Source organism: Prevotella sp. khp1, from assembly GCF_900102205.1.
GTDB lineage: Bacteria > Bacteroidota > Bacteroidia > Bacteroidales > Bacteroidaceae > Prevotella > Prevotella ruminicola.
In genome coordinates this window covers 414,600-435,487 of record NZ_FNJZ01000001.1, presented here as the reverse complement: position 1 = coordinate 435,487, position 20,888 = coordinate 414,600, and the positions used below count along the sequence as shown (strand labels likewise).

The window sequence follows — 20,888 nt, the reverse complement described above, 5'->3', positions numbered from 1 at the left end:
ATTATGACGGCAAATATAGGCAAATTATTTGGATATACGAAATTTTTGCGCATTTTTTCGCGGATAAATCTTAAAATTATTTATTTCTTTGGTCAGGTCAGATAATTTCACTACCTTTGCACGCTAAATAATAAAGGTTAAAAAATAGAAGCTAAAAAAGTAGGATATGGCAAAGAAGTTTGCAGAACATAACGGCTTGAATCTGACCCAGGTTAACAATGATATCCTGGAGATGTGGCGCGAGAAGAACGTATTCTGGCGTTCGGTCGACGAACGTGAGGGATGTCCACAGTTTGTATTCTTCGAGGGTCCTCCCTCGGCTAACGGTCATCCTGGTATTCACCACGTGCTGGCTCGTACCATTAAGGATACCTTCAACCGTTATAAGACCATGAAGGGTTATCAGGTAAAACGTAAGGCTGGTTGGGATACCCACGGACTGCCCGTAGAGTTGGGCGTTGAGAAGGAGCTGGGCATTACCAAGGCTGATATCGACAACAAAGCATCAGAGAAGTACATCTCAACCGAGGATTATAACAAGAAGTGCCGCGAGAACGTGATGATGTTCACACAGGAGTGGCGCGACCTCACCGAGAAGATGGGTTATTTTGTTGATCTGGATAATCCTTACATTACCTACGACAACAAGTATATCGAAACTCTGTGGTGGCTCCTGCAGCAGTTCTACAACAAGGGCCTGCTTTACAAGGGTTACACCATCCAGCCATATTCGCCAGGTGCCGGTACTGGTCTGAGCTCACACGAGCTGAACCAGCCTGGTTGCTATCGCGATGTAAAGGACACCACTGTTACAGCGCTGTTCAAGGCCCTCGATCCTAAGGAAGAGTGGACCAAGTGGGGCGAGGCTTACTTCGTAGCCTGGACAACCACTCCTTGGACATTGCCTTCGAACACCGCACTCTGCGTAGGTCCGAAGATTGATTACGTAGCAGTACAGACATACAACGCCTACAACGGCGAGAAGATGACCATCATTCTGGCCGAGAGCCGACTGAATGCTTATCTCTCACCCGAGGGTAACATCACCGATGGCGACGAGATGCCTGAGTACAACAAGGGCGAGAAGTTTGTACCTTACCGCATCGTAGGCCGTTATACCGGTCAGGAGCTGGTAGGTATGAAGTACCAGCAGCTCATGCCTTGGGTAAAACCATCGGCTAAGCTCGATCAGAATGCTGCCGACTATGTAAAGGAGTATGCCGCAGCACATCCTGAGAAGGTATTCGCCAGCGAGAATGGCAAGGATCAGTTTGTTGAGATGGAGAGCGAGGCCTTCCGCGTTATCCCTGGTGATTACGTAACCACCGAGGATGGTGCAGGTATCGTACATATTGCGCCTACCTTCGGTGCTGATGACGCCAAGGTAGCTAAGGATGCTCACATCCCAAGCCTGTTCCTTATTAATAAGAAAGGTGAAACACGTCCAATGGTCGACCTCCAGGGTAAGTACTATGTAATGGACGAACTGGATAATAACTTTGTTGAGAAGTGTGTTGATGTAAAGGCTTACGGTCACCACGCTGGCGACTACGTAAAGAACGCCTATGCACCCGAGTTCAACAAGGATGGTAAGTACGACGAGCAGGCAGCCGCTAAGGCCGAGGACCTGAACATCGTTATCTGTATGGAGATGAAGCAGGAGGGCACCGCATTCAAGATCGAGAAGCACGTGCACAACTATCCTCACTGCTGGCGTACCGATAAGCCTGTACTCTATTATCCATTGGATTCTTGGTTCATCCGCTCAACTGCCAAGAAGGATCGTATGTTCGAACTGAACAAGACTATCAACTGGCAGCCCGAGAGCACAGGTACAGGCCGCTTTGGTAACTGGTTGGAGAACCTGAACGACTGGAACCTCTCTCGTTCACGTTTCTGGGGTACACCACTGCCTATCTGGCGCGACGAGGATGGCAAGGAAATCTGTATCGGTTCGGTTGAGGAGCTCTACAACGAGATCGAGAAGGCTGTTAAGGCCGGCTTTATGACTAGCAACCCATTGAAGGACAATGGCTTTGTTCCTGGCGACATGAGCAAGGAGAACTACGATAAGATCGACCTGCACCGTCCATACGTTGATAACATCATTCTGGTATCAGAGAGCGGTAAGCCCATGAAGCGCGAGACCGACCTGATCGACGTGTGGTTCGATTCTGGTTCTATGCCATACGCACAGATCCACTATCCATTTGAGAATAAGGACCTGATCGACAAGGGTATCGCCTTCCCATGCGACTTTATCAACGAGGGTGTCGACCAGACCCGTGGTTGGTTCTTTACCCTGCACGCTATTGCTACCATGATCTTCGACTCAGTAGCCTTCAAGAATGTAATTTCTTCAGGTCTGGTGCTCGATGCCAAGGGTAATAAGATGTCGAAGCACGTTGGTAACGTAGTAAACCCATTCGATATGATTGGCAAGTACGGTAGCGATGCTGTACGCCTGTATATGATGACCAACTCAGAGCCTTGGGACAACCTGAAATTCGACCCAGAGGGCGTAGATGAGGTACGTCGTAAGTTCTTCGGAACACTCTATAACACCTATAGCTTCTTCGCACTCTATGCTAATGTGGACGGTTTCGACCCCGCAACAGCACAGGTGGCATTCGATAAGCGTCCTGAGATCGACCGCTGGATCCTCTCATGCCTGAACACCCTTATCAAGGGCGTCGAGGCCGAGCTGGATGGCTACGATCCTACACGTGCCGGTCGTCTGATCGATGCGTTTGTAAACGACGACCTGAGTAACTGGTTCGTACGTTTGAACCGCAAACGTTTCTGGGGTAAGGAGATGAGCGAGGATAAGCTCTCGGCTTATCAGACTCTCTACACCTGCTTGATGACCGTTGCCAAGCTGCTGGCTCCATTCGCACCATTCTATGCCGACCAGCTGTATAAGGACCTGGGTGGTGAGCTCGACTCAGTACACCTGGATAAGTTCCCAGTAGCCGACGAGGCACAGATTGATAAGGATCTCGAGGCTCGCATGCAGATGGCACAGAAGATCACTTCGATGGTTCTAGCCCTGCGCCGCAAGGTAAACATCAAGGTGCGCCAACCACTGCAGGCCATCATGATTCCTGCTGTCGACGAGACTCAGAAGAAGCACATCGAAGCCGTTAAGGACCTGATTATGAACGAGGTTAACGTTAAGGAGCTGCGTTTTGTTGAGGGTGCTGGCGTGCTGGTTAAGAAGGTAAAGTGTAACTTCCGTACCATGGGTAAGAAGTTCGGTAAGCTCATGAAGAGTGTAGCTGCCGCAATGGACGCCCTGACACAGGAGCAGATTGCCGAACTCGAGAAGCAGGGTACCATCGGTATCAATGTTGAGGGTCAGGACATCACTGTCGAGGCCGTAGATGTTGAGATTATCAGCGAGGACATTCCAGGCTGGCTGGTAGCCAACGAGGGTAACCTTACTGTAGCACTCGAGGTTGAACTCACCGAGGAGTTGAAGAACGAGGGTATGGCCCGCGAGCTCATCAACCGCATCCAGAACATCCGTAAGGAGAGCGGCTTCGAGATTACCGACCGTATCAGCGTGGTACTTGCTCCAAATGCCGAGGTTGAGAAGGCAGTAAGCAGCTTTGCCGACTACATCAAGACTCAGGTTCTGGCCGATGATGTTACCCTACAACCTAATGACGGTCAGGAGGTTGAGTTCGATGACTTCAAGTTGAACATAACAGTTACAAAGAATTAAAAATAATCAATAACTAAACAATTAAGTATTATGGCAGAGAAGACTCGCTATACTGACGAAGAGCTCGAAGAGTTCCGTCAGATTATCAATGAGAAGATGGCTTTGGCCAAGCGTGATTACGAACAGATGATGCGCGTACTGACCAACGAGGACAGCAACGACGTCGACGATACATCACCCACCTACAAGGCATTGGAGGAGGGTAGTGCTACCCAGTCGAAAGAGGAGTTGATCTCGATGGCCGCCCGCCAGCAGAAGTTCATTCAGGGCCTGAAGGCTGCATTGGTTCGCATCGAGAACAAAACCTATGGTATCGATCGTATTACCGGTAAGCTGATACCAAAGGAGCGTCTGCGTGCTGTTCCTCATGCAACACTGAGTGTAGAGTCTAAGCTGAACCAGAAAAAGTGACGCACGGACCTCTGATGACAAAAGGAAGATTGGCGACATTAATCATAGTCGCCATTCTCCTTATTGACCAGGCTATCAAGATCTGGGTGAAAACGTCGATGACGCTGCACGAGAGTATCCGCGTTACCGATTGGTTTTACATCACGTTTATCGAGAACATGGGCATGGCTTTTGGCATGCAGTTAGGCAGCAAGATCGTGCTGTCGTTGTTCCGTGTGGTTGCCATCGGTGTGCTGGGTTATTACATCTGGCAGCAGGTAAAACGTAATGCCCGAACAGGCTATATCGTGTGCCTCTCGTTGGTGCTGGCCGGTGCTGCAGGCAATCTCATCGATTGCATGTTCTACGGCATGATGTTCAACGAGTCGTCGCCCTACTATCTGTCATACTTAGTTGATTTTGGTACGGGTTATGCACCTTTCCTCATGGGTAAGGTGGTAGATATGTTCTACTTCCCGCTGATTGAGACCGAATGGCCCACATGGATGCCGTTTGTGGGCGGACAGCACTTTGTGTTCTTTAGTCCGGTATTTAATTTTGCCGATGCCAGCATCAGTGTCAGCGTAGTGCTGCTGTTGCTGTTCTATCGTGAAGAAATAAGTAAGATTACACTTAAGAAAGAAACGAATAACGTTGAAGAGTAAGGCTTTACATATTGTTTTGGTGGCCGCAGCTGCTTTCATGATTAGCTGTAAGCCATCGGTGCCATCGGAGTATATCCAGCCCGACGATATGGAGGATTTGATTTACGATTACCACGTAGCGCAAGGCATTGCCGCGCAGCAGGAGGGTAATCAGGATTACAACCGCCGTTTGACTTTCGAGTTAGTGCTCAAGAAGCACGGACTCACACAAGCCGAATTCGATTCGTCGTTGGTATATTATTATACCCGTGCCGACCGATTCCAAGAGATTTACAAGCATGTACAGGAACGCCTGAATACCGAGGCCGAGAAATACGGTGCCGCTGTTGGCGATGTGCAGATTGCAGCTGCCTCGCTCAGTGGCGATACGGCCGATATATGGAAAGGCAACCGTGCACTCCTGCTGTTCAACGATCGTCCGTATCATCTTTATCAGTTTGCTCAGAAAGCCGACACTGCCTATCGCGCAGGCGACAGCTTTATGCTGAGTATGAACACCACATGGCTTATGCAGCAAGGCAATCGTCAGGCCTCGGTGTATATGGCCGTTACCTATGCCAACGATAGTACTGTTAAGCAGTATTCTACCGTTTCGTCGTCGGGCATCACAAACCTGCGCATACCTTACTGTAAGGAGCGTGTCAAAGAAATCAAGGGCTTTGTGATGTGTGGCATGCGCCCATCTACCGACCCCACCAGCAATCTTTGTCTGCTGTTTGTCAACAACATCCAGCTGTTCCGCTTCCATAACAAGCTTACCAATCAGCCCGTTGTGCCACAACAGCCCGACAGCATCCATGAACTGCAGCCCGATACGGCTCAGTACGATTCGCTACGCCGCCCAGGCCGCCATGTAGCCGGACGCCCGTTAACCATTGGCGATATTCAGAAGATGCGCAAGAAAGAAACCAAAAAGTAAAACCAAGTATCTAAGTAATAATTATGAATCTGAAATTCCGTTTGTCATTGATGAACTTCCTGGAGTTCGCAGTTTGGGGAGCTTATCTTACATGTATGGGAAATTACCTCGGAGTGGCCGGACTGGGCGACAAGATTTCCTGGTTCTATGCTATTCAGGGTATTGTAAGTATCTTTATGCCCACATTGATGGGTATTGTAGCCGATAAGTATATTCAGCCACAGCGCTTGCTGGGCTTGTGCCACATGGCAGCAGGCGGCTTTATGCTGGGTTGCTGGTGGTTAGGCCTCCAGGCAGGCTTCGGCAACGAGTTGGCCGATAAGTCGCTGTTCATCACCCTTTACACCCTCAGTGTGGCATTCTTCATGCCCACCATCGCGCTGTCTAACACAGCCGCGTTCACCATTCTGAAGAACAACGGCCTTGATACCGTTAAGGACTTTCCACCTATCCGCGTGCTGGGTACCGTGGGTTTCATCGTCACCATGTGGTTTGTTAACTGCGCCGTATGGCAGGATGGCAGCTTCAGCATGACGCTCGCCGACAGCGCCTATAAGTTCCAGTACACCTACATGCAGTTCTTTGTATCAGGCATCCTCAGCATTGTGCTCTGCTTCTATTGCTTCACATTGCCCGAGTGTAAGGTGGTGGTAAGGGAGAAGGTTTCGCTCATCGAGAGCCTTGGCCTCAATGCCTTCAAGCTGTTCAAGAGCCGCAATATGGCCCTGTTCTTTATCTTCTCGGCCCTGCTGGGCATGTGCCTGCAGGTAACCAATGGCTATGCCGGTCCGTTCATTACCAGCTTCAAGGGTAGTGCCGATGCAGCCATAGCCAGTTCGTTTGCCGCTAACAATGCCACCCTGCTTACCAGTATCTCGCAGATTAGCGAGGCCCTGTGTATCCTCATGATACCATTCTTCCTCAAGCGTTATGGCATCAAGACTGTGATGCTCATGTCTATGTTCGCCTGGGTGTTCCGTTTCGGATTCTTCGGTGTTGGTAACCCCGCCATGCCAGGTGTTATCATGTTCATCCTCTCTTGCATCGTTTACGGTGTGGCTTTCGACTTCTTCAACGTGTCGGGAGGTATCTTCGTCGATCAGGAGTGCGAACCCAGCATCAAGGCATCGGCTCAGGGCTTGTTCATGATGATGACCAATGGCGTTGGCGCTACCGTAGGTACGCTGGCAGCCGGCGAGATAGTAAACCATTACTGTTATTGGGAGAATGGATTCCTGCAGGGCGAGTGGACCACATGCTGGTTTATCTTTGCCGCATTTGCACTCGCAGTAGGTATATCGTTCGCCCTTGTTTTCCATCCGGAAAAGAAATAACACAGATTACTCTAAATAGAATATGAAGGAAGCAAGATATTTTTTTGTGCCTGATGCCGAGAACCAGACCGAGTTGCCTACCGACGAGGCCATGCACGCCATGCGTGTGCTGCGCCTGAAGAGTGGCGACGAGCTGTTTCTGATGGATGGGGTAGGTAACTACTTCCGTGCGCAGGTTACGGTTGCAGCCACCCATCACTGCTATTACGAAATATTGGAGAAACTGCCACAGGAGCCCCAGTGGAAAGGCCACCTGCACTTAGGCATTGCGCCCACCAAGATGATGGACCGCATGGAGTGGATGATGGAGAAAGCCACCGAGGTTGGTATCGACGAGGTGTCGTTCCTTAACTGTAAGTTCTCCGAGCGCCGTCTGGTAAAGCTGGTGCGCCTGGATAAGATTGTAACCGCCGCCGTTAAGCAGAGTCACAAAGCCTGGAAGCCCCAGGTCAACGAGATGGTACACTTCAACCATTTCCTCGAGCAGCCCATTCAGGGTCGTAAGTACATCGCCCACTGCTACGAGGAGGTACCCCGTGTAGAGCTGTTCGACGAGCTGCGCAAACCATCCGACAGTCAGGATGCAACCGTGCTGGTAGGTCCCGAGGGCGATTTCTCTATCGACGAGGTGAAAGCTGCCGTAGCTGCCGGTTGGGTATCAGTAAGCTTAGGTTCAAGTCGCCTGCGCACCGAAACGGCCGGTTTAGCCGCCGTGATGATGATGCAGCTGGCACAGAAATAACAATTACATAGAACGATAAACCAAATAAACTATAAGATATGACTGACGAGAAGATTATGGCTACCATCAAGCCCGATGGCGAGTGCTGGCAGCCCGAAATCGAGAAAATGCCAAGAGAGCAACTCCAGCAGTTGCAAGTTAAGAAACTAAAGGACACGATCAACGTTTGTCTGAAGTCGCCTTTCTACAAGAAACGATTAGGCGAACTGGGTATCACAGCCGACTCAATCAACAGTCTGGACGATCTGCGTAAGATTCCTTTCACCACAAAGCAGGACCTGCGCGATAACTACCCCTACGGACTCGTTGGCGGCAATCTCGACGATGCCGTACGTATCCACTCTACCAGTGGTACAACCGGTAATCCATGTGTGGTTGTTTACTCCGAACACGACATTTGCTCGTGGGCTAACATGATTGCCCGCAATCTGTATATGGTAGGATGCCGCAAGAGCGACGTGTTCCAAAACTCTTCAGGTTACGGTATGTTTACCGGTGGACTTGGTTTCCAGTACGGCTCCGAGTGGTTGGGCGCTATGACGGTACCAGCCGCAGCCGGAAACTCTAAGCGTCAGATCAAATTCATTAAGGATTTTGGTACCACCTGCCTGCACGCCATTCCATCCTATGCCATCCGTTTGGCCGAGGTGTTCAAGGAAGAGGGCGTCGATCCCGCCACCACCAAGCTGCGCACCCTTTGCATTGGTGCCGAGCCCCACACTGAGGAGCAGCGTCGCCGCATCGAGCGTATGCTGGGCGTAAAGGCCTACAACTCGTTTGGTATGACCGAGATGAACGGTCCTGGTGTAGCCTTCGAGTGTAAGTATCAGGAAGGTATGCACCTGTGGGAGGACAACTATATCGTTGAGATTGTAGATCCCGACACCCTCGAGCCTGTGCCCGATGGCGAGATGGGCGAGATGGTACTTACCACACTCGACCGCACCATGATGCCTATCCTGCGTTACCGTACGCGCGACCTCACCCGCATCATCGCCGAGCCATGTAAGTGCGGACGTACCCACCGTCGTATCGACCGTATCAAGGGCCGTACCGACGATATGTTCATCATCAAGGGTGTAAACGTATTCCCCATGCAGGTCGAGAAGATTCTCGTGCAGTATCCTGGTTTGGGTAGCAACTACCTCATCACCCTCGAAACCATCGACGACAACGATGTGATGACCGTTGAGGTTGAGCTCGACAGCCTTGAGACCGAGATTTATCCCGAGATGCAGAAGATGATGAAGGACATCCAGCGTGCACTCAAGGACGAGATTCTGCTCACCCCAGTAGTAAAACTTGTAAAGAAGGGCTCGTTGCCACAAAGCGAGGGCAAGGCCGTTCGTGTAATAGATAAAAGACCCAGTCGCGGATGAAGAAATTCATGATGGCCCTTTTGTTGGCCACAACACTTAATCAGGCATCAGCTCAGAGCGTCACCCTGCGTGAAGTGTTCAAGCAGATGCCTGACTCATTGATGCCTTATCTCTCCAAGAATAATCGTTTGGATTTTATCGACTTTTTGGATTCAGGGATGAAGGCCGAAGTAAAGAATCAGTTAGGCGGAACCAGCCAGATGATTGCGCTGGGCGATGATAGTCTCACTATCCGCATGAACCCGTCGTTGCGAACCGATATGTTGCTGATGGACAGCACCGTAGTGATGATCGAAACGTTTACCGTCGATTCCATCTACGGACAGAGTAGGGTACACTACTTTACCACCGCTTGGCAGCCCATCGCAGCACCCCAATTTACCGAAGCACAAAGCCAAAGAATTAAGCGTTTCGAAATGCAAAATATCCTGAAGCGGGACGACGAATTGCTAAACAAACGTTAAATTAATGTAGTTTATGGCTTCTGATTTTCCACTTTCAGAAGAAATGAATTACCTTTGCACATGTGTTTTTCATGGTATTAGATTATTAAGGTTAATTAGAAATGGATTTATCGTGAGGTAAGTGATATTTCGGCCTCCATAAAGTAATGTTTGAATATATTTTTTTAGAACATTAGTTTATGGTTAAAAAAAGAGGAACCTGAGAAGGTTCCTCTTTTACTTTTATCATTAAATCTTAAATGTTTAATGTTTAATCTTTAATGTTTAATAGCTTCTAGCTATAATCACGCGAGCCTTCGCTGGCTTACCAGTTACCATATCCACACCAGGAGTCTGCTCTACGCCGAAAGGCACGCAGCGGATAGTGGCCTGAGTCTCCTCCTTAATCTTAGCCTCGGTCTCGGCAGTACCGTCCCAGTGGCACAGGAAGAATCCACCGTCCTTCACCTTCTCCTTAAACTCCTCGTAGTTCTCGCACTCGTAGATGCGGGCATCACGATAAGCCTTAGCCTTCTCAAAGATATTCTTCTGGATATCCTCAAGCAGCTGCTCTACATACTCGGTGATACCGTCAATCGAGCGGGTCTCCTTCTCCAGCGTATCGCGGCGCATCACCTCGATAGTACCGTTCTCCAAGTCGCGAGCACCCAGAACCAAACGTACGGGAACACCCTTCAGCTCATAATCGGCAAACTTAAAGCCAGGACGCTTGTTGTCGGCATCGTCAAACTTCACGGTGATACCCTTAGCGCGCAGAGCCTCGATGATAGGTGTCACCTCCTTGTTAACCTGCTCCATCTGCTCAGGCTTGGTAGCGATAGGAATAATTACCACCTGGATAGGAGCCAGACGTGGAGGCAATACCAGTCCGTTATCATCACTGTGAGTCATAATCAGCGCACCAATCAGTCGGGTCGAAACGCCCCACGATGTAGCCCATACGTACTCAGGCTTGTTCTCCTTATTCAGATAAGTTACCTCGAATGCCTTGGCAAAGTTCTGACCCAGGAAGTGGCTGGTACCGCTCTGCAGTGCCTTACCGTCCTGCATCATAGCCTCGATGGTGTAAGTATCCAACGCACCGGCAAAACGCTCAGTCTCGCTCTTCACACCCTGTACCACAGGCACAGCCATCCACTCTTCAGCAAACTTGGCATATACCTTCAGCATCTTCTGTGCTTCCTCCTCGGCCTCCTCGCGAGTAGCGTGGGCTGTGTGGCCCTCCTGCCAAAGGAACTCCGATGTGCGCAGGAATGGGCGAGTACGCATCTCCCAACGCATTACGTTACACCACTGGTTGCACATCAGTGGCAGATCGCGCCATGAGTGAATCCAGTTCTTATATGTATTCCAGATAATAGTCTCCGAAGTAGGACGTACAATCAGTTCCTCCTCGAGCTTAGCTGTTGGGTCAACCTCAACACCGCTCTTATCCTCCTTTGCGCGCAGGCGGTAGTGTGTTACCACAGCACACTCCTTAGCAAAACCCTCAACGTGCTCGGCCTCCTTCGAGAGGAACGACTTTGGGATAAGCAGTGGGAAGTATGCGTTCTGAGCACCAGTTTCCTTAAACATCTTGTCGAGCTGCTGCTGCATCTTCTCCCAGATAGCATAACCGTAAGGCTTAATAACCATACAGCCACGTACAGCGCTCTGCTCTGCCAAATCAGCCTTAACTACCAGGTCGTTAAACCACTGACTGTAGTTGTCGGCTCTTTTCGTTAATTCTTTTAATTCTTTTGCCATATTTTTCTTCTATGTTTCCTAATTTGCGTGCAAAGGTACTGAAAATCGCGCGAAATACAAAATAAAATAGCTTTTATTTTTATATTTTATCCCATACTATCGTTGTAACATTCATGGTAAACATGTAGCGAGGCCGATCGTGCCCCGAACGATGCCGCATCCATACCATTGGCCACCGGGTCGTAAGGCCGTCCGCAGTCCTTGATGGTCATTTGGAAACCATCATCCAATTCGGTCAGCGATATGTCCAGATATTTTAGCTCACTGCTTCTGCGCTCCTCTGCATTATTAAACAGCGCCTTGATGGTAGCATACATCTCTACAAGAAAATAGCACTCTTTTCTTTAATTCATTTGCAAAGTACCTAAAGAAATATTACAGCCTAGGCACTTTTCTATTGAAAACCAGTTAGATTTCAAAATCGTCATAGAGATAGGCTTTATCGTTTGTTCAGACGTCACGAACAAAACATTCAGATAATCCCTATAGGGGTATGGAGATTATCTGAACAACTCATTAAGACTATCCGAATATATGATAGAGACTATCTGGATCAATATAAACTTACCCTTATACAAAAGGTGTTATACCTTGATACTAAAGGCTGTTTAGTGTTAGGGTAATTACTTTTCATAAATACTTCCCGATGTTCTGCAGGGCAGCATCGGGCATGGGACGATTGAATACCATGTGGAAGATGTAGGGCACCTTTGCAGCGTAATAAGGAAGCAAGCGCTGGGTGGCCTCGTGGATGGCTTGCGGGTCGCTGGTGCCAAGATAGGCTGGGAAGAATATGTCCCAATGGGCCATCATCGTATCGTGTGTGATATGGAATATGTGTTCAACACGATCGCCAGGCATATTGTGACACATGGTCCAGAGTAGCGCCAAGTCCCACTCGGGTGCACCGTAAGCAAATTCGCCTAAATCTATCCAAAGGTCGCGCTGGCCGTCGGTAATGATGTTGCCGATATGTAGATCGCCATGCAGGCAGCGTGGGGTATCGGGTACAGTATCCAGAAATTGCAATACTCGCTGCTTGTAATCCTCGGGTACCATATCCTTTTCGTGATAGAAGTTAGCGATTCTCTGCTTATAGGACTGAAGGCGCGTGGTGTCGGCCTGCTTGGCATGCAGCTCCTTAGCCATACGTGCAAATTTGAGCGATATCTCCTCTAATCGTTCTGGTTCCTGGGAAATAATACGGGTATATGAGCGCTTGTTTTTGATAAGTTCGTATTCGGCGCCGCTCCGTTGGCCATCGGTAATCAATCGGAAGGGTTCGGGCGATGGGATGCCTAACTCAAACACGGCGCGGGCGGTAAGAAACTCGGCTTTGGCTCTGTCGGCTTCGAATCCAGGATTATAAAGCTTAGCCAGCGAAAGGCCATCCTTATGGGTGTAAGTAAGAGCAGTACCGCCCTCACCAGTCTGGATATAGTCGTCTAAATTAATTCGCAGTATGTCTTCGTTCATAAGCTTATATCTTTATTAAACCAGCCACCTACATAGCCGTCGTGCGCAAGAGCATGGCTTATTTCTTTCATCATAGTCATATTTAATTCTTCGCAAATTATAGATCTCGGGTGTAAAATTAAGAATTTCTTCGGAAAAAAGCAAGTTAGAAGAAACTTTTTTGTATCTTTGCAGCATCAAACATAAATTTGAAAACGTTAATTATAAACTATAAACTAATGAAGAAAGTATTGATAATTGCGCTATTCAGCGTCATGGGATTGGTTGTATTGCTGGGAATTGCCGTGTGGTTAGAGTTCGGCCATCTGGTTAAAGGTGCAAACTCGTGTGTGAAACTGGACGACGGATTGTACTACATGGAGTACAAGGGCGACGACGGGTTTGACGGACTGATGGCCAAGGGGGGCATAGCTAAAGCCGACGAGCTGGCCGGATATGCCATCGAATTCCTGTCGAAGGGTCATTACAAGCCCGAAATCAGTACATCGAAGCAGGCATACGGATGCTCGGCACTAACCGTAAACACGCCTGAGGGCGATATTCTGATGGGGCGCAACTTTGATTTCACATCGGCCATTGGCGTGATAATGCATTGCATCCCCGACAAAGGCTACGAAACAATCACCACCTTTAACGTGGAGTTCTACAACTTTGGCGAGAATTACAAACCCGAGGGTTTTAAGAATCAGTATATGGCGCTTACAGGACTGTTTGTGGCGCTGGACGGTATTAACGAGAAGGGACTGGCCATTGCCGACCTGATGGCGGGCGACACTGTGCAGACGCACCAGAACACCAGCAAACCCGACCTGACTACAACGGCCGCCATACCTTATATGCTGAAAAATGCTGCTACCGTTGACGAGGCGCTGAAACTGCTGGAGGGCATAGATATGCACTCGGACATAGGTTCGGCTCACCATTACGCAATGGCCGATGCTACGGGCAAAAGTGTAGTTGTGGAGTATGTTGACAATAAAATGGTGGTGGTAGAATCGCCTGCTGTGGCTAACCACTATCTGTGCGAGCAGAAGCTGAACGCGGGGTTGGAGCCTGGCGATAAGCGTTACGACATGCTATGCGAGCGATATGCCGAAAACAGCGGTGTAATGAACATGGAGCAGCTTACAAACGCGATTGCATCGGTATCGCAACCACAGCGCGAAGGGTTTCTGGGTACAGCGTGGACCATGGTGATGAACCTGAAGCACCCTTCGGTTACCTATTATTCGCAGCGCCACTATAACAAGCCATTCTGCTTTAGTCTGAAATCGACTGCTGAGTAAAATTCTGCATCTCTCTACATAAAAATCATTAATCGGAACAAAAATACAAAAAAATATCGATATAATGATACTCGCTTTAAAAAAATGTACTATCTTTGCAGGCAGAAACAATAGTAAACGATTAATTAACAAATTTAGAACGAGTATGAAAAGAATGAAATCAATCGCCGTAGCACTGTGCGCTTCGATGGTGCTGGCTGGATGTAACATGAGTAACACAGCTAAGGGTACAATGATTGGTGCAGGTGGCGGTGCTGCCCTGGGTGCTATTATTGGTAAGATTGCTGGTAACACAGCTGTTGGTGCCGCTATCGGTGGTGCTGTAGGTGCTGGTACTGGTGCAATCATCGGTAAGAAGATGGACAAGGCTAAGAAGGAGGCTGAGGCCGTTAAGAACGCTCAGGTTGAGACTATCACCGACGCTAACGGACTTGAGGCTGTAAAGGTTACATTTGATTCGGGTATTCTGTTTGCTACTAACAAGGCTGACCTGAATGCCTCGTCAAAGAGCTCACTGCAGCAGTTTGCTACCGTACTGAAGAACAACAGCGCTTGCGACGTTGCTATCTACGGTCACACCGATAATACTGGTAGCGATGCTATCAACAATCCTCTGTCGGTTAACCGTGCTAAGAGCGTATCTAATTATCTGAAGTCGCTGGGTGTTCCTGCTTCACAGATTAAATCGGTTGACGGTCAGGGTTCTACCAACCCAGTTGCTGACAACAGCACAGCCGAGGGCCGCAAGCAGAACCGTCGCGTTGAGGTTTACATGTACGCTTCGGAGCAGATGATTAAGGATGCTAATGCTGAGGCTTCTAAATAATTGAACATTGAACATTGACAATTGACCATTTTCAATTGAAAGTATTTAAGAGCATAATAAAATGGATAGTGGTGGTATTTTTTGCCTCCACTATTCTTGCTGTTATGGCACTACGTTTCTTGCCGGTTTACTTTACACCTCTGATGTTTATACGCTGTTCGCAGCAGATTAGCGAGGGTAAGGACCTGAAGCTGAAACACCACTGGGTATCGCTGGACAAGATATCACCATCGTTGCCCATGGCGGTGATGGCGAGCGAGGATGCTAAATTCCTGCAGCATCACGGTTTCGACTTCCAGGCTATCGAAAAGGCTGCCAAACGTAACAGCAAGCACCCCGAGAAACGTAAGCTGGGTGCATCTACCATCTCGCAGCAAACGGCTAAGAATGTGTTCCTTTGGCCGGGACGCTCGTGGGTGCGTAAAGGGTTCGAGGTGTATTTTACAGCACTTATCGAACTGATGTGGAGTAAAGAGAGAATTATGGAGGTGTATCTGAACTCGATTGAGATGGGGGATGGTATCTATGGTGCACAGGCCGTTGCCGAAGAGCACTTTAATACCGATGCATCGGAGCTAACAAAGGCCCAATGCGCCCTGATTGCAGCTACACTGCCTAATCCACGTAAATTCTCGAGCAAGAATCCTTCGGGCTATATGTACAAGCGCCAAGGAAGGATTATGCGCGAGATGAAATACGTAGATAAACTATCTGATAAATAAGTACTTACTTTCTGAGTTCCCAGAAAGCCACTGCCGCTGCCGCTGCCACATTGAGTGAATCAACTTGGTGTGACATCGGTATGCGCACGGTGAAATCGGCGTTGGTGATAGTCTGCTGGGGCAGACCGTCGCCCTCGGTACCCATGATAAATGCCAGGCGCTCCTGCTGCTTCAGCACAGGATCATCGAGCGAGATGGATTTATCGGTGAGGGCCATTGCGGCTGTCTGATAGCCCAATGAGCGCAGGGTATCGTAAGAGTCGAGCCAAGTCCAGGGAACTAAAAATACCGAACCCATCGATACACGCACAGCGCGGCGATTCAAGGGATCGCAGCTGTTACGGGTAAGTAATACGGCATCGATGCCCAGAGCGGCTGCACTACGGAAGATGGCACCGATATTGGTGGTATCAACCACGCCATCGATCACCACGATGCGATGTTTCTGACCGCTGGGAATGCTACCCAGCACCTGTTGTACGCTCAATTCAGGTTTGCGACGCATGGCGCAGAGCACGCCACGGGTGAGGGTATAGCCGGTAAGTTGGGCCAGCAGTTGGCGCTCGCCAGTATAGATAGGAATATCGCCACAGGCGGCAATAATATCGGCTGCATCGCCTGTAATATGCTTGCGCTCGCAAAGCAGCGCCTGGGGCTGATAGCCAGCCTGCAGGGCCACACGTATCACTTTAGGACTCTCGGCAATAAACAAGCCGCGTTCGGCATCAAGTTTGTTTCGGAGCTGCGCTTCGGTGAGCGCCCCAAACACCTCAATGCCAGGCTGTTGTAAGGATTGTATTTCAGTAATCATTTAGTATAAAAATCAATTAAACGTTGCAGGGCCTGCTGGCAAACCAAGCAGAACTCGGGTTCCTCGTTGGTGCGCATGCGACAGTTCTCGTAACCACGCCAAACACCCTTTGAGAGGTAACCGCCGCCCTCGATAAAACCGGCCTTTTTATCCTTAATCAGGTTCTCCCATTTGCCGTTGAAATCGTGCTTTGTTGTGAGATTGGGCTCCCAAGGCTCGGTATCGGCAAAATACATAGGATCGTCGTCGCCGTAAGGGTACTCATCACCCAGACCGCCAAACGAATGACCAAACTCGTGAACCACAACGGGACGGAAGTGCTTGCCGTGGGCATAAGTAAGGTTGTAAGAGTTGTAGATACCGCCGCCACCATAGCGATCGGTATTTACCAGCACGATGATGTGCTCGTAAGGGATGCCTGCCAGCACATCGTGCAGCTTCTTCAGGTGCAGGGTAGTGAGGTAGCGCTCGCTATAGAAGGTGTCGAAATGCGAGCCGAGTGGGGTATTCTTCCAGATGCCTTTATTGGGCTCGCTGGTGCCGCTCTCAACAGATGGCGGCATCACAGCTACCATATTGAATTTCAGCTGGTTCTGCTTAAAGGGCTCGTGTTCGAACAGCGATTCCATCGCTATACGACAATCGTTCAGGAACACGTCCATCTCCTGCTGCTGATAGCCTTCGGCCACAAAAGCCACGCGAATGCAGCGTGCGGTATCGGCAGCCTGCTGCAGGGTGACATGGGGTGTAATCTGGCGCTCGCCAGCCTTACGAATCAGAATATCCTTAGGATCTACCTTGTGGGTAAGACAGCTGATGACCTGATCGTGGTAATCAAAGAGCTCGACCTTGATTTCGACGGGCGATTTGGGGAAGGGCACCAGAAACACGTTCTCGAACGATTTCTGCGTTTGTTTGGCTTCGGCGGTAGATACCCACTCCTGGAACAAACTTGAGAACGAGTGGCGATAAATCACCATTCCATCGGCGAGCGAACGCACGGTAATCTGTCCGTTGCCCTTGAGTGGCAGCTCGGCCAGATGCTGCTTGCGACCGTACCAGCGGGGCAAGCTTACCAACTCGTCGACAAATATCTGCTGACGGGTAGCATCGCCTGCAAAAGTATAGTCTAATCGCAGGGTTTTATCTTCGAAATAATCGTCGAAGTTCTGTGCTTGTGCGCTAAAATATGATAAAAGTAACGCACTGACAATAAATAATTTCCTCATAATTCGTTAATTAAATCCTTTACGTAGTTTCGTTCCCAGTCGCGATGGTGAAAACGCTCGCCATCGTACTCCAGCAAATCAAGGTCGACGGTTACAATACCATCCTCGTTATGCGTGCGACCCAGACGTTTCTCAATCTCCTTCAGCACCTCGTTCAGCAGGTTCATACCCAAGGCAGTGGTGCCTTTGCACAACTGATTAAGATATTTGGGACATTGACCATTGACCATTGACCATTGACCATTTCCTACGGGTTCGGTGTAGATGGCGGAGGTGAAATGTACCTCGCTGAGCAGCTGGGTGAGCTGGGTGCGGGCAGCCTCTAAGTTGGCCTCGTGATTGATATTCGAAGCCAGACTGATAATAATATGATGTTCTTTCTGTATCATAACGATTGCAAAGGTATAAATAAGCGTGCAAAATTCCAAATGATTTCAAAAAAAATCTACCGAACCCGCATTGAATACAAAAATATTCATTACCTTTGCAAGGTCAATATATATAATAAGGTGTAGCAATCTATCAAAAGCGGTAGAAAAATGCCATATTGAGTTGACAAAATGAAAGAAAAAGAGGAAATATTGTGAATTTCTGCTTAAATATTTGGTGGATTAAAATAAAAAGTGTAATTTCGCAGCGTTTTTCAAAGACATAGAATATAAACCATTTAATAAATAAACAATCAAATGAAGAAGTACAACTTTAACGCCGGTCCCTCGATGCTTCCTCGCGAGGTGATTGAGAAGACCGCACAGCAGTGTCTTGATTTCAACGGCTCAGGTCTCTCTCTGATGGAGATCAGCCATCGTGCAAAGGACTTTCAGCCTGTAGTTGACGAGGCTGTAGCTCTCGTAAAGGAACTCCTTAACGTTCCCGAGGGTTACTCCGTGATTTTCCTTGGTGGTGGTGCCAGTCTGGAGTTCTGTATGATTCCTTATAACTTCCTGATTAAGAAGGCTGCTTACCTGAACACCGGTGTTTGGGCTAAGAAGGCTATGAAGGAAGCAAAGCTTTTCGGTGAGGTAGTAGAGGTGGCTTCTTCAGCTGATGCCAACTACACCTTCATCCCTAAGGATTGGACTGTTCCCGCTGATGCTGACTATCTGCACATCACAACAAATAATACTATCTATGGTACTGAGATCCGTAAGGACCTCGACGTTCCCGTTCGTCTGATTGCCGATATGTCATCAGATATCTTCAGCCGTCCTGTTGACGTTGCTAAGTACGATGCCATCTACGCTGGTGCTCAGAAGAACCTGGCTATGGCAGGTGTTACTATCGTGATTGTTAAGGACGACGCTCTGGGTAAGGCTCCACGTGAGATCCCAACCATGCTCGACTACCGTACACACGTAGATAAGGGCAGTATGTTCAATACTCCTCCTGTAGTTCCTATCTACAGCGCTCTCGAGAATCTGCGTTGGATCAAGGCCCAGGGTGGTGTAGAGGCTATGGATAAGCTGGCTCAGCAGCGTGCAGAGATTGTTTATGGCGAGATCGACCGCAACAAGATGTTCGTAGGTACAGCTAAGGCTGAGGATCGTTCGCTGATGAACATCTGCTTCGTAATGGCTGACGAGTACAAGGAGCTGGAGAAGGACTTCCTCGACTTCGCTACTTCGAAGGGTATGGTTGGTGTTAAGGGTCACCGCTCAGTTGGTGGTTTCCGTGCATCTTGCTACAACGCCCAGACCATCGAAGGCTGCAACGCTCTCGTAGCTTGCATGAAGGAATTCGAAGCAAATCATTAAGTCATTGACCATTGAGCATTGACAATTGACCATTATGAAGGCGGACAATCAGGTGCTGAATGACAGTAAAGCTTTTGCTCTTCGAATTATCAGATTATATAATTATCTGAAAGAAGAAAAACAGGTATATGTCCTGTCAAAGCAAGTACTGAGAAGTGGCACAAGCATTGGAGCCAACATTCGCGAAAGCGTTAATGCTCAAAGTCGAATGGATTTTATTAACAAGTTAAATATTGCTTTAAAGGAGGCAAACGAAACTGAATATTGGCTGGAGTTGCTCCATGAGTCAGATTATCTGGATGAAATGCAATTTGAATCTATTTATAATGATTGTGGAAAAATCGCAGCAACCCTGACCAAAATTATCAAAACAACAAAAACTGTCGATGAGAAATAATGGTCAATGGTCAATGTTCAATGTTCAATGAGTAAAATGAAAGTATTAGTTGCAACAGAGAAGCCATTTGCAGCAGCTGCTGTTAATGGTATTAAGGCAGAGATTGAGGCAGCCGGCAATGAGCTGGTACTGCTCGAGAAATATACAGAAAAGGCTCAGTTCCTGGCAGCCGTTGCTGATGCCGACGCACTCATTATCCGTAGCGATAAGGTGGATGCTGAGGTATTGGACGCTGCTAAGCAGTTGAAGATTGTGGTTCGTGCCGGTGCTGGTTACGACAACATCGATCTGGCTGCTGCTACTGCTCACAACGTAGTAGCCGAGAACACCCCAGGTCAGAACTCAAACGCTGTAGCCGAGTTGGTATTCGGTTTGCTCGTGATGGCCGTTCGTGGTTTCTACAACGGTAAGAGCGGCAGTGAGCTGCTGGGCAAGAAGCTGGGTATCCTGGCTTTCGGTAATGTAGGTCGCAATGTGGCTCGCATCGCCAAGGGCTTCGGTATGGACGTTTACGCTTACGATGCTTTCTGCCCTGCAGATGTTATCGAGGCTGCTGGCGTGCATGCTGTTTGCTGCCAGGAGAAGTTGTTCGAGACTTGCGATGTTGTTTCACTCCACATCCCTGCTACTCCTGAGACCAAGCAGAGCATCAACGCTGCTTTGGTTGGCAAGATGAAGAAGGGTGGCGTGCTGGTTAACACAGCCCGTAAGGAGGTTATCAACGAGCCCGAGCTGATTAAGCTGATGGCTGAGCGTGAGGACCTGAAGTTCGTGACCGACATCATGCCAGATGCTAACGATGAGTTCGCTAAGTTCGAGGGTCGCTACTTCTCAACTCCTAAGAAGATGGGTGCTCAGACAGCCGAGGCCAACATCAATGCTGGTATCGCTGCTGCCAAGCAGATCAACGCCTTCTTCAAGGATGGCGACACCAAGTTCCAGGTAAATAAGTAATTTACTGATATATAAGGTGCACAGGAGGGTTTAAGCCCTACTTGTGCACTTTTGTATTTTCCTAAAA

The 20,888-nt window shown here is 48.8% G+C and carries 20 protein-coding genes; 14 read left to right on the top strand and 6 right to left on the bottom strand.

What is annotated here, in order from left to right; all coding sequences use genetic code 11:
- The first annotated feature begins 166 nt into the window (after positions 1–166).
- From ileS to BLR73_RS01895, 8 genes are read left to right on the top strand one after another with little or no spacing between them, the layout of a single operon-like run.
- The gene (ileS, locus tag BLR73_RS01930) at positions 167–3,727 is read left to right on the top strand and encodes an isoleucine--tRNA ligase (protein ID WP_091858326.1); all 3,561 of its coding nucleotides are present in this window, start codon (positions 167–169) and stop codon (positions 3,725–3,727) included.
- A 30-nt stretch (positions 3,728–3,757) separates the two neighbouring features.
- Entirely contained in the window at positions 3,758–4,138 is a 381-nt protein-coding gene (locus BLR73_RS01925) for a TraR/DksA family transcriptional regulator (RefSeq protein ID WP_013065585.1), read from the top strand.
- 14 nt (positions 4,139–4,152) lie between these two features.
- Positions 4,153–4,782, top strand: a complete 630-nt coding sequence (locus BLR73_RS01920; RefSeq protein WP_091858323.1) for a lipoprotein signal peptidase — start codon at positions 4,153–4,155, stop codon at positions 4,780–4,782.
- A 37-nt stretch (positions 4,783–4,819) separates the two neighbouring features.
- Positions 4,820–5,701, top strand: a complete 882-nt coding sequence (locus tag BLR73_RS01915; RefSeq protein ID WP_143010857.1) for a DUF4296 domain-containing protein — start codon at positions 4,820–4,822, stop codon at positions 5,699–5,701.
- A 23-nt stretch (positions 5,702–5,724) separates the two neighbouring features.
- Positions 5,725–7,035 (top strand): MFS transporter, encoded by a 1,311-nt coding sequence (locus BLR73_RS01910; RefSeq protein WP_091858315.1) that lies wholly within the window; start codon positions 5,725–5,727, stop codon positions 7,033–7,035.
- Positions 7,036–7,057: 22 nt separating this feature from the next.
- The gene (locus BLR73_RS01905; protein ID WP_091858312.1) at positions 7,058–7,777 is read left to right on the top strand and encodes a 16S rRNA (uracil(1498)-N(3))-methyltransferase; all 720 of its coding nucleotides are present in this window, start codon (positions 7,058–7,060) and stop codon (positions 7,775–7,777) included.
- Between the two features lie 56 nt (positions 7,778–7,833).
- Positions 7,834–9,156, top strand: coding sequence for a phenylacetate--CoA ligase family protein (locus BLR73_RS01900; RefSeq protein WP_091860045.1), 1,323 nt, complete (start codon positions 7,834–7,836; stop codon positions 9,154–9,156).
- Entirely contained in the window at positions 9,153–9,620 is a 468-nt protein-coding gene (locus BLR73_RS01895; RefSeq protein WP_091858309.1) for a DUF3256 family protein, read from the top strand. Before BLR73_RS01900 ends, BLR73_RS01895 begins: the two co-directional genes overlap by 4 nt.
- Positions 9,621–9,884: 264 nt before the next feature.
- Here BLR73_RS01895 and proS read toward each other — a convergent pair whose 3' ends face one another.
- From proS to BLR73_RS01880, 3 genes are all read right to left on the bottom strand, one after another.
- Complete coding sequence (proS, locus tag BLR73_RS01890; protein WP_013064667.1) at positions 9,885–11,366, bottom strand: proline--tRNA ligase; 1,482 nt, start codon at positions 11,364–11,366, stop codon at positions 9,885–9,887.
- A gap of 86 nt (positions 11,367–11,452) precedes the next feature.
- Positions 11,453–11,683: an ATP-binding protein gene (locus BLR73_RS01885; RefSeq protein WP_091858306.1), complete on the bottom strand. Its 231-nt coding sequence runs from the start codon at positions 11,681–11,683 to the stop codon at positions 11,453–11,455.
- A 313-nt stretch (positions 11,684–11,996) separates the two neighbouring features.
- Entirely contained in the window at positions 11,997–12,842 is an 846-nt protein-coding gene (locus BLR73_RS01880) for a TIGR02172 family protein (RefSeq protein ID WP_091858303.1), read from the bottom strand.
- Positions 12,843–13,060: 218 nt separating this feature from the next.
- Between BLR73_RS01880 and BLR73_RS01875 the strand changes: the two genes are divergently transcribed.
- The 3 genes from BLR73_RS01875 (at position 13,061) to mtgA (ending at position 15,676) form a co-directional block, all read left to right on the top strand.
- The gene (locus BLR73_RS01875) at positions 13,061–14,128 is read left to right on the top strand and encodes a linear amide C-N hydrolase (protein ID WP_091858300.1); all 1,068 of its coding nucleotides are present in this window, start codon (positions 13,061–13,063) and stop codon (positions 14,126–14,128) included.
- Positions 14,129–14,273: 145 nt separating this feature from the next.
- The gene (locus BLR73_RS01870; RefSeq protein ID WP_091858297.1) at positions 14,274–14,954 is read left to right on the top strand and encodes a YiaD family glycine zipper/OmpA-like lipoprotein; all 681 of its coding nucleotides are present in this window, start codon (positions 14,274–14,276) and stop codon (positions 14,952–14,954) included.
- Positions 14,955–14,989: 35 nt separating this feature from the next.
- Positions 14,990–15,676 (top strand): monofunctional biosynthetic peptidoglycan transglycosylase, encoded by a 687-nt coding sequence (gene mtgA / locus BLR73_RS01865; protein ID WP_080517170.1) that lies wholly within the window; start codon positions 14,990–14,992, stop codon positions 15,674–15,676.
- Positions 15,677–15,680: 4 nt separating this feature from the next.
- Here mtgA and BLR73_RS01860 read toward each other — a convergent pair whose 3' ends face one another.
- Genes BLR73_RS01860 through BLR73_RS01850 form a run of 3 tightly spaced genes read right to left on the bottom strand, consistent with a single transcriptional unit; the run spans position 15,681 to position 18,105 of the window.
- On the bottom strand, positions 15,681–16,487 hold the full coding sequence (locus BLR73_RS01860; protein WP_091858295.1) for a TrmH family RNA methyltransferase: 807 nt from the start codon (positions 16,485–16,487) through the stop codon (positions 15,681–15,683).
- Positions 16,484–17,716: a M64 family metallopeptidase gene (locus tag BLR73_RS01855; protein WP_091858290.1), complete on the bottom strand. Its 1,233-nt coding sequence runs from the start codon at positions 17,714–17,716 to the stop codon at positions 16,484–16,486. The genes BLR73_RS01860 and BLR73_RS01855 overlap by 4 nt, the downstream gene beginning before the upstream one ends.
- Complete coding sequence (locus tag BLR73_RS01850) at positions 17,713–18,105, bottom strand: 2-amino-4-hydroxy-6-hydroxymethyldihydropteridine diphosphokinase (RefSeq protein WP_091858287.1); 393 nt, start codon at positions 18,103–18,105, stop codon at positions 17,713–17,715. The genes BLR73_RS01855 and BLR73_RS01850 overlap by 4 nt, the downstream gene beginning before the upstream one ends.
- 297 nt (positions 18,106–18,402) lie before the next feature.
- Between BLR73_RS01850 and serC the strand changes: the two genes are divergently transcribed.
- The 3 genes from serC to BLR73_RS01835 are packed head-to-tail and all read left to right on the top strand — an operon-like array spanning position 18,403 to position 20,821.
- Complete coding sequence (gene serC, locus BLR73_RS01845; protein WP_028908247.1) at positions 18,403–19,470, top strand: 3-phosphoserine/phosphohydroxythreonine transaminase; 1,068 nt, start codon at positions 18,403–18,405, stop codon at positions 19,468–19,470.
- A gap of 34 nt (positions 19,471–19,504) precedes the next feature.
- On the top strand, positions 19,505–19,867 hold the full coding sequence (locus tag BLR73_RS01840; protein WP_091858283.1) for a four helix bundle protein: 363 nt from the start codon (positions 19,505–19,507) through the stop codon (positions 19,865–19,867).
- 36 nt (positions 19,868–19,903) lie between these two features.
- A complete protein-coding gene (locus BLR73_RS01835) occupies positions 19,904–20,821 on the top strand; it encodes an NAD(P)-dependent oxidoreductase (protein ID WP_091858280.1) in 918 nt (305 codons plus the stop codon).
- The last annotated feature ends 67 nt before the right edge of the window (positions 20,822–20,888 follow it).

What these genes read in the sequence shown, in the direction of transcription:
- ileS (WP_091858326.1), top strand. Translation starts at nt 167, where the DNA reads ATGGCAAAGAAGTTTGCAGAACATAACGGCTTGAATCTGACCCAGGTT.
- BLR73_RS01925 (WP_013065585.1), top strand. Translation starts at nt 3,758, where the DNA reads ATGGCAGAGAAGACTCGCTATACTGACGAAGAGCTCGAAGAGTTCCGT.
- BLR73_RS01920 (WP_091858323.1), top strand. Translation starts at nt 4,153, where the DNA reads ATGACAAAAGGAAGATTGGCGACATTAATCATAGTCGCCATTCTCCTT.
- BLR73_RS01915 (WP_143010857.1), top strand. Translation starts at nt 4,820, where the DNA reads ATGATTAGCTGTAAGCCATCGGTGCCATCGGAGTATATCCAGCCCGAC.
- BLR73_RS01910 (WP_091858315.1), top strand. Translation starts at nt 5,725, where the DNA reads ATGAATCTGAAATTCCGTTTGTCATTGATGAACTTCCTGGAGTTCGCA.
- BLR73_RS01905 (WP_091858312.1), top strand. Translation starts at nt 7,058, where the DNA reads ATGAAGGAAGCAAGATATTTTTTTGTGCCTGATGCCGAGAACCAGACC.
- BLR73_RS01900 (WP_091860045.1), top strand. Translation starts at nt 7,834, where the DNA reads ATGGCTACCATCAAGCCCGATGGCGAGTGCTGGCAGCCCGAAATCGAG.
- BLR73_RS01895 (WP_091858309.1), top strand. Translation starts at nt 9,153, where the DNA reads ATGAAGAAATTCATGATGGCCCTTTTGTTGGCCACAACACTTAATCAG.
- proS (WP_013064667.1), bottom strand. Translation starts at nt 11,366, where the DNA reads ATGGCAAAAGAATTAAAAGAATTAACGAAAAGAGCCGACAACTACAGT.
- BLR73_RS01885 (WP_091858306.1), bottom strand. Translation starts at nt 11,683, where the DNA reads ATGTATGCTACCATCAAGGCGCTGTTTAATAATGCAGAGGAGCGCAGA.
- BLR73_RS01880 (WP_091858303.1), bottom strand. Translation starts at nt 12,842, where the DNA reads ATGAACGAAGACATACTGCGAATTAATTTAGACGACTATATCCAGACT.
- BLR73_RS01875 (WP_091858300.1), top strand. Translation starts at nt 13,061, where the DNA reads ATGAAGAAAGTATTGATAATTGCGCTATTCAGCGTCATGGGATTGGTT.
- BLR73_RS01870 (WP_091858297.1), top strand. Translation starts at nt 14,274, where the DNA reads ATGAAAAGAATGAAATCAATCGCCGTAGCACTGTGCGCTTCGATGGTG.
- BLR73_RS01860 (WP_091858295.1), bottom strand. Translation starts at nt 16,487, where the DNA reads ATGATTACTGAAATACAATCCTTACAACAGCCTGGCATTGAGGTGTTT.
- BLR73_RS01855 (WP_091858290.1), bottom strand. Translation starts at nt 17,716, where the DNA reads ATGAGGAAATTATTTATTGTCAGTGCGTTACTTTTATCATATTTTAGC.
- BLR73_RS01850 (WP_091858287.1), bottom strand. Translation starts at nt 18,105, where the DNA reads ATGATACAGAAAGAACATCATATTATTATCAGTCTGGCTTCGAATATC.
- serC (WP_028908247.1), top strand. Translation starts at nt 18,403, where the DNA reads ATGAAGAAGTACAACTTTAACGCCGGTCCCTCGATGCTTCCTCGCGAG.
- BLR73_RS01840 (WP_091858283.1), top strand. Translation starts at nt 19,505, where the DNA reads ATGAAGGCGGACAATCAGGTGCTGAATGACAGTAAAGCTTTTGCTCTT.
- BLR73_RS01835 (WP_091858280.1), top strand. Translation starts at nt 19,904, where the DNA reads ATGAAAGTATTAGTTGCAACAGAGAAGCCATTTGCAGCAGCTGCTGTT.